7 protein-coding genes are annotated in these 6,891 nt (G+C 65.6%); 3 read left to right on the forward strand and 4 right to left on the reverse strand.

Going from position 1 to position 6,891, the window contains the following annotated elements; translation table 11 throughout:
* The 3 genes from LJE63_10465 to LJE63_10475 form a co-directional block, all read left to right on the forward strand.
* Nucleotides 1–234: 4Fe-4S binding protein (locus tag LJE63_10465; protein ID MCG6907035.1), on the forward strand; the 234-nt coding region annotated here is incomplete at its 5' end.
* A 46-nt stretch (nt 235–280) separates the two neighbouring features.
* Complete coding sequence (locus LJE63_10470; GenBank protein ID MCG6907036.1) at nt 281–718, forward strand: hydrogenase iron-sulfur subunit; 438 nt, start codon at nt 281–283, stop codon at nt 716–718.
* A gap of 93 nt (nt 719–811) precedes the next feature.
* The gene (locus LJE63_10475) at nt 812–1,603 is read left to right on the forward strand and encodes a 4Fe-4S dicluster domain-containing protein (protein ID MCG6907037.1); all 792 of its coding nucleotides are present in this window, start codon (nt 812–814) and stop codon (nt 1,601–1,603) included.
* A gap of 98 nt (nt 1,604–1,701) precedes the next feature.
* Here the strand turns inward: LJE63_10475 and LJE63_10480 are convergent, their stop codons facing one another.
* From LJE63_10480 to LJE63_10495, 4 genes are all read right to left on the reverse strand, one after another.
* The gene (locus LJE63_10480) at nt 1,702–2,616 is read right to left on the reverse strand and encodes a CoB--CoM heterodisulfide reductase iron-sulfur subunit B family protein (protein MCG6907038.1); all 915 of its coding nucleotides are present in this window, start codon (nt 2,614–2,616) and stop codon (nt 1,702–1,704) included.
* Complete coding sequence (locus tag LJE63_10485) at nt 2,613–4,391, reverse strand: 4Fe-4S dicluster domain-containing protein (GenBank protein MCG6907039.1); 1,779 nt, start codon at nt 4,389–4,391, stop codon at nt 2,613–2,615. The genes LJE63_10480 and LJE63_10485 overlap by 4 nt, the downstream gene beginning before the upstream one ends.
* A gap of 127 nt (nt 4,392–4,518) precedes the next feature.
* Nucleotides 4,519–6,003 carry an NADPH-dependent glutamate synthase gene (gltA, locus tag LJE63_10490; GenBank protein MCG6907040.1) on the reverse strand — a complete coding sequence of 495 codons (1,485 nt, stop codon included), beginning with the start codon at nt 6,001–6,003 and terminating at the stop codon, nt 4,519–4,521.
* Nucleotides 6,004–6,125: 122 nt separating this feature from the next.
* A partial coding sequence (locus LJE63_10495) for a sulfide/dihydroorotate dehydrogenase-like FAD/NAD-binding protein (protein ID MCG6907041.1) occupies nt 6,126–6,891 on the reverse strand: 766 nt, incomplete at its 5' end.

A 6,891-nucleotide genomic window follows, 5' to 3' on the forward strand; every position in this document is an offset into this window, starting at 1 on the left:
GGCGTCGTGGCCCTGATTCACAAGGACCTCTGCTGCGGCTGCCAGGCCTGTCTGCAGTGCTGCCCCTTCGGGGCGATAGACTACCTGGAGCAGGAGTCCCGCTGCGAGGTGAACCAGGCCCTCTGCAAGGGCTGCGGCACCTGTGCGGCCACCTGCCCCTCGGAAGCCATCAGCCTGCTGGGGTTTTCGCACCTGCAGCTCTACACCCAGATCGACGAGGCCCTCTCGGCTTAGGCCGGCGAGAGGGCGCCTCGGCGCCAAGCAAAAGGAGCGTTGGCCCATGGACACCCCGTTCGAACCCAAAATTCTCGCCTTCCTCTGCAACTGGTGCAGCTATGCCGGCGCCGATCTGGCGGGTGTCAGCCGCTTTCAATACCCGCCCAACGTGCGCGCGATCCGGGTGATGTGCTCGGGAACGGTCTCGCCCCACCACGTCATCCGGGCCTTTCAGAAGGGCGCCGACGGCGTGCTGGTGGCCGGCTGCCACATCGGCGACTGCCACTACATCAAGGGCAACTACATGACCCTCAAGCGCATGCGCTTCGTCGAGGGGCTGATCGCTTTTTCCGGCTACCAGCCGGAGCGGCTGCGCCTGGAGTGGATTTCATCGGCCGAGGGGGTCAAATTCGCCGAGGTGATCCGGGAGTTCACCGAAGAGATCCGGGCGCTGGGCCCGGCCCCCGGTTGGGCGGCGGTGCCCCTGGCGGTGGGTGCCTGAGGGGCGGGAACAAGAGCGGTCATTTTATCGGGACACCCCCCGGAAGTGGGGGGCAGCCGGCACATCACGAGGAGCGAAGAGCAGGATAGACCCATGAATGTCACTGTTAGGAAAATTCTTGAAGAAGGTCGGGCCGAGGGCGTTTTTGCCTACAGGAGGGTTCACGGAAGCCTGTTCCCCGCGCTTTTCACCCGGGAGAACATGGACGCCCTGGAGCCCTGGAAGCCGTTCAAGGCCCGCTACCCCATCGCCAAACTGCTGCTTCTGGAGGCCCGCCGCAATCCAGGCAAGACCTACGGCGCCGTTGTGCGCGGCTGCGAGGAGCGGGCCGTTTACGAGCTATTCAAATGGAACCAGCTCCAGCCGCAGCAGGTGATCCTGCTCGGCCAGGCATGCCCGGCGGAGCTTGCCCAGTACTGCGAATGCTGGAAGCCTTTTCCGGACAACCTCCATTTCGGGGAGCCGGTGAAGGGCATCGACCAAAGCCAGAGGGTTGCGGAGATCGACGCCAAGGCCGGCGGCGAGCGCCTGGACTGGTGGCTGGCGCACTTCAACCGCTGCATCAAATGCTTCGGCTGCCGGGATGTCTGCCCGGTCTGTTTCTGCACCGAGTGCAGCCTGGAGCACCAGGCCCTGATCCCGGCCGGGGTCCTGCCACCGGACACCTCGTTTCATCTGGTGCGTGCGCTTCACATGGCCGGCCGCTGCATCGACTGCGGCCTGTGCGAGGAGGTCTGCCCGGCCAAAATCCCCCTTCGGGCCCTCTACAAGCGGGTCAACGGCCTGGTGGAAGAGATCTTCGATTACAAGACCGGGCTGCCCGACGGGCTTTCGCCTTTCAGCATGCTGGGTGAGGAAAGCGCCCTACCCACGGGCAAGCGCTGACCCCGACGGTTCCTCTCTTCCCTCCAGATTGCGGATAAAAAAAACCCCCGCGCTGCCAGTCAGCCGGGGGGTTTTGGTTTTCTGGATCTGTTGTGCTTTCAGGCGGCGGAGCTGGCTTCCGCCGCTGGGGCCTTTTCCACGGCCCGCAAGGCGGCCTGGAGGCCCGTGTCCTGCAGCTGCCGGTCCGTGAGGCCCAGACGCTGGGGGGCGATCCCCAGGCACAGCCCCAGCAGCTGGTGGTAGTAGAGGGCTGGCGGCAGGCCGTCGGCTTGATCCGCCCGTGCCGCGCGGGCGTGGATCCAGTCGAACTGGATCTGGCAGTAGGGGCAGATGACGCACACCAGGTCGGCCCCGGCGCGGCCCGCCGCGTCCAGCTTGGCCCGCCCCAGGCTTTCGGCCAGGGCGTCATTGACGCCCGCCATGGGGGATCCGCAGCATTCCAGCTTTTTCTCCCAGGGCACACTCCGGGCGCCGGTGAGCGCCACCAGGTCATCGAACTTTTTCGGCGCCAGGGGGTGGTCGAAGGCCACCACGTTGGAGGGCCGCAGCAGGTGACAGCCGTAGTGGGTGGCCACCTTGAGCCCGTTGTAGGTGGCCTTCAGACGTTTTTGGATGGCGCCCGCACCCAGCAGTTCGTGATAGGTCTCCAGCAGGCTGAAGACCTGCACCTCGCGGCGGTAATAGAGTCCCTCCTTGGACAGCATCGCGTTGATCTCCCGCAGCAGGCCGGCATCCTCGCCCAGCAGCTGCTGAGCCTGTTTCAGGCTCCCGTAGCAGCAGTTGCAGCTGGTGGTGATGTCCAGGTAGCGCTTTTCGGCGAGCGCCAGGTTGCGCGCCGCCGAGAGGAGGTAGGCCTTGAGATCGTAGTTTTTCAGCGGGTAGCCGCAGCAACCGAAGGCTTGGACGTCATCGAAGACCACCCCCAGGGCGCCCAGCACCGCGTCGGTGGCGGTCTCGTAGTGCTGGAGTCTGAGGGAGGTGACGCAACAGCGGAACATCGCGAGTCTTTTCATTGGACCCCTTTCCGATCGGCGGACGCAGCTGCAAGCGCCCTGGAAATCGCCTGGTTCTTGAGCACGTAGAGGACGTCCGCCACCCGAACCGATTGCGGGCACTGTTCCTGACACTGGTAGCAGCCCACACAATCCCAGAGCATCGGGGAATCGAAAATCAGGTCCCACTGCCGCAGCTTGACGGCGTACATGATCTGGTGCGGGAGCAGCCCCAGCTTGGCCGCCTCTTCGGGGGTGTCGCGCACCACCGGGCAGGCGCTGGTGCAGGTCATGCAGCGGTAGCAGGCGGCGTAGGCCTCGGGTTGCATCCACTGGCCGGCGAGGGCGAACACCTTTTCAGGGCCGGGTACCGGCAAAGGCTGCGGGTCGCGTCGGAATTCGGCCAGCCGCCCGCCGCCGGCGGCCCCCAGGGCGGTATCCAGGGGTTCACGGTAGCCGTTAGTGTCCAGCGCAGGACCGGCGGTAACCCCGCGGTGGACCGACAGCGGTGAGAGCAGGAGGAACTCCGGAACGCCTTTCCGGAGGACCGTCTCCTTGACCGCCGCCCACAGGTCGGTCAACTGGATCCCCGCCGGGCAGGCCTCGGTGCAGCGGTTGCAGCTGGTGCAGAGGTGCAGGCCCTCCTGCAGCAGGCGCAGCCGATCCGGCGACAAGGTCTTGCCAGCCGCAAGCTCCCGGATGGCCGGGATCTTTTCGGAGGGCAGGATGAAGGTGTTGGGCACCGCGGCCACCGTGACGCCCACCGAGCACGCCTGAGTGCAGGCGCCGCAGTGCATGCAGGCGTCCAGTTCCATCATCTGCTTGGTGGCCAGGTTGGCCGGGGCCGCGCTGCCCTTGTCGAAGACGGCGTTGGTTGCGAGGCTCAGCGGGGTGGTGAAGAAATGGAACATCTTGCTGAAGGGCACGTAGGCCAGGCCCAGCATGCAGGCCAGGTAGTGCAGCCACCAGATCAGGCCCTGAAAATTCATCTGGTCCAGCCGCAGCGCGTAGCGCTTGCCGGCCTTGGCGACGGCGAAGCTGGTGAAGGCCCAGTTGGGTCTGGCGTGGCACTCGGCGCAGGCCATTTCGTGCAGCGTCTCGCCGGCTTCCAGGGTTTCGGGCGCGAAGGGCCCGGTCATGTTGGGCGAGACCACCTGATACTGGTCCACCCAGTAGGCCTCCAGGGCGTTTAGCTCCTCCTCATCAAAGGTCGCCGCGTAGACGTCCACCATGTCCAGGTAGCTGGTGTGGGAGGTGATTTTACTGGCCTTGAGCACGATCCCCGAAAGCATGATAACCGCCAGGATGGCGATCAGGACCGTGTCGGCCTTGGCGCTCAGGGGGCGGGGGGCAGCACCGAAGAAGCGCCTCCTGACGGCCATCACCACCCCCACGATGACCAGCAGCCCGGCAAAGTCGCGGATGAAGACCCACGGGTTGGCGGTGGACTGGTAGTTGCTGAAAAGCTTGGCGGTGATCAGGCTGTCCAGGGCATGGAAGAGCAGCAGGATCATGAACCCGCCGTAGATGCAGATGTGCATCACCCAGCGGTAGGGGCTTCGTTTGAGCAGGCGGACCTGTAGCAGGCCGTCCATCACGAAAACGCGGATCAGGGTGAATAGCTTGGGGCTGAAGACCGTGGCCGCGATGCCTTTCAGCGCAGCACCGAGGCGTGCCCCGGGGGAGGCCGGCGGCGTGTCGCTGCGGATGTCGTGGCGGAACCAGGACGAGATTCGGTGGACGCTGCCGGCAGCGAAAACGGCGAGGGCGAGATAAAGCAAAACGGTTTCAATCATGACGGATATCCTCGATCAAAAGGGGACAACGACCTTTTTCTGCAACCCTCCCGTTGGCAAAACTTTCCGGCAATGGAGGCGCCCAGGGGATCCGGTCTCCTCTGGCGCCCCCTGCAGGCGTTGGGCATCATTCGGTAAGGTAGCGGTGCATCGCCACCGCCGCCAAGCGCCCTTCGCCCATGGCGCTGATGACCGTTGCGCCACCGGATACGATGTCGCCGCCGGCCCAGACCCGGGCCTTGGACGTTTTGCCGAGCTCGTCCACCACCACGGTGCCCCAGCGCGAGGTTTCCAGGTCCGGCGTGGTGGAGGCGATCAGGGGGTTGGGCGAGGTCCCCAGGGAGACGGCAACGGTGTCGATTTCCATGGTGTACTCGCTGCCGGGAATCGGGACCGGGCGACGGCGCCCGCTGGCGTCGGGCTCGCCCAGCTGCATCCGGATCAGCTCCATGGCGGCCACGTTGCTGCGCCCGTCGCTGATGAAGGCGATGGGCGCGCAGAGGAAGTGGAAATGGATGCCCTCCTCCTCGGCGTTTTCGACCTCCTCCAGGCGGGCGGGCATCTCCGCCCGGGTGCGGCGGTAGATGACGTTGACCTCCGGGGCCCCCAGGCGCACGGAACAGCGGGCGGCATCCATGGCCACGTTGCCGCCGCCGATGACGGCCACCCGTTTGCCGATCTTGATGGGGGTGGCGTACTGCGGGTGGAGGTAGCCTTTCATCAGGTTGGTGCGGGTCAGGAGCTCGTTGGCCGAGTAGACCATGTTGAGGTTCTCGCCCGGCACCCCCAGAAACATGGGCAGCCCCGCCCCGGTGGCCAGATAGACTGCGTCGTAGACGCCGTTTAACAGCTCGTCCAGGCTGTAGTTGATGCCGATCACGGTGTCCAGGTGGAGCTTGACCCCCAGCGACTCCACGTAGGCCACCTCGCGCTGAACGACGTCCTTGGGCAGCCGGAACTCCGGGATGCCGTACATCAGCACGCCGCCGGCGACGTGCAGGGCCTCGAACATGGTCACCTGGTGTCCCCAGACCGCCAGGTCCGCCGCCACGGTCAGCCCCGAGGGCCCGGTGCCCACCACGGCCACCTTCTTGCCGGTGGAGGCGGCGATTTCCGGTATGGCTGTGGCGCCCTCGGCCCGCTCCCAGTCGGCGATGTAGCGCTCCAGGCGGCCGATGGCGATGGGTGCGCCTTTCTTGTTGAGGGTGCAGGCCATCTCGCACTGCAGCTCCTGGGGGCAGACCCGGCCGCAGATCCCCGGGAGCGAGGTCTTGCGTTTGAGCACCTGGGAGGCGGCCTCGATGTCATTTTCCTGGAGCTGTTTGATAAAGTCCGGGATGTCGATCCCCACCGGGCATCCCGCCTGGCAGTTGCGTTTTTTGCACTGGATGCAGCGGCGCGCCTCCTCCATGGCCATTTCGTAGGTGTAGCCGGTGGCCACCTCGTCGAAATTGTGGCGACGCACCTCGGGGGCCTGCTTGGGCATCTCGATGCGGTTTAAATTGATTTTCGGCTTGGCGCGCTTGGCCTTTTTTTCCGGCTGGGCCTGAGGGGTCTTGCCGGTGTCTTCCCCATTTCCGCCCGAAGCCGGGGATTTTTTGGATTCACTCATGAATTCAACTCCTCGTGTGGAAAAAGAAGGCCGACGCGGCCGGCGCAGTGTGTGAACGCAAGGGGCGCGAAACCGCTGGCCACCGGCCGCCCTTCACCTTCGGCGCCGCCGTCGAGGCGGCATCACCATTGGGAACAGCCGCGGCACTGGAACCCCTGCTGCAACAGGCTGTCGTCGGCGTAAGTGCAGCGGCGGGCCATGAGCACATCCCAGCCCTGCACGGCGTGGCCGTCGAATTCCGGCCCGTGGACGCAGGCGAAGCGGTTGGTGCCCCCCACCGTCAAGCGGCAGGCGCCGCACATGCCCGTGCCGTCCACCATCAGGGGCGTCAAATGGACCATGGTCTTGATCTGGTAGGGGCGGGTCATTTCGCTGACCACGCGCATCAGGCAGATGGAGCACATCAAGACCACGCGGTCGACGGGCTTTTGGGGGTGATCGGCCAGCAGCCGGCGGATGGGCAGGGTGGCGCTTGGGGTGCTGTTTTCCCCCGGGGCCCCGGCGGCCAGGATCAGGCGGTCGCTCACCGCCTCCAGGGCCTCGCGGCCAAAGGCGGTCTCTGGGTCGGGGGCCTGTAAAATGGTGGTGATGCGGTTGTCGTGTTCTTTGAGGGCCTTGAGGATCGGGACGATGGCCGAAACCCCGTAGCCGCTGACCACCGTCAGGACGTGGCCGTAGTGGCCGATTTCAGCCGGCAAACCCAGCGGCCCGACGAAGTGCGCCAGGTTGTCGCCCACCGCCAGGGCCCCCATCTGGCGCGTGGTATCGCCGACCTCCACGTAAACGAACTCCACCGTTCCCGCTTCCCGGTCCCAGCCGCTGACGGTGAACGGCACCCGCTCGCCGCGTTCATCGACGATGAGGATCACAAACTGCCCCGGTTTGCAT

This window comes from Desulfobacteraceae bacterium, assembly GCA_022340425.1.
Taxonomy (GTDB): Bacteria; Desulfobacterota; Desulfobacteria; order Desulfobacterales; family JAABRJ01; genus JAABRJ01.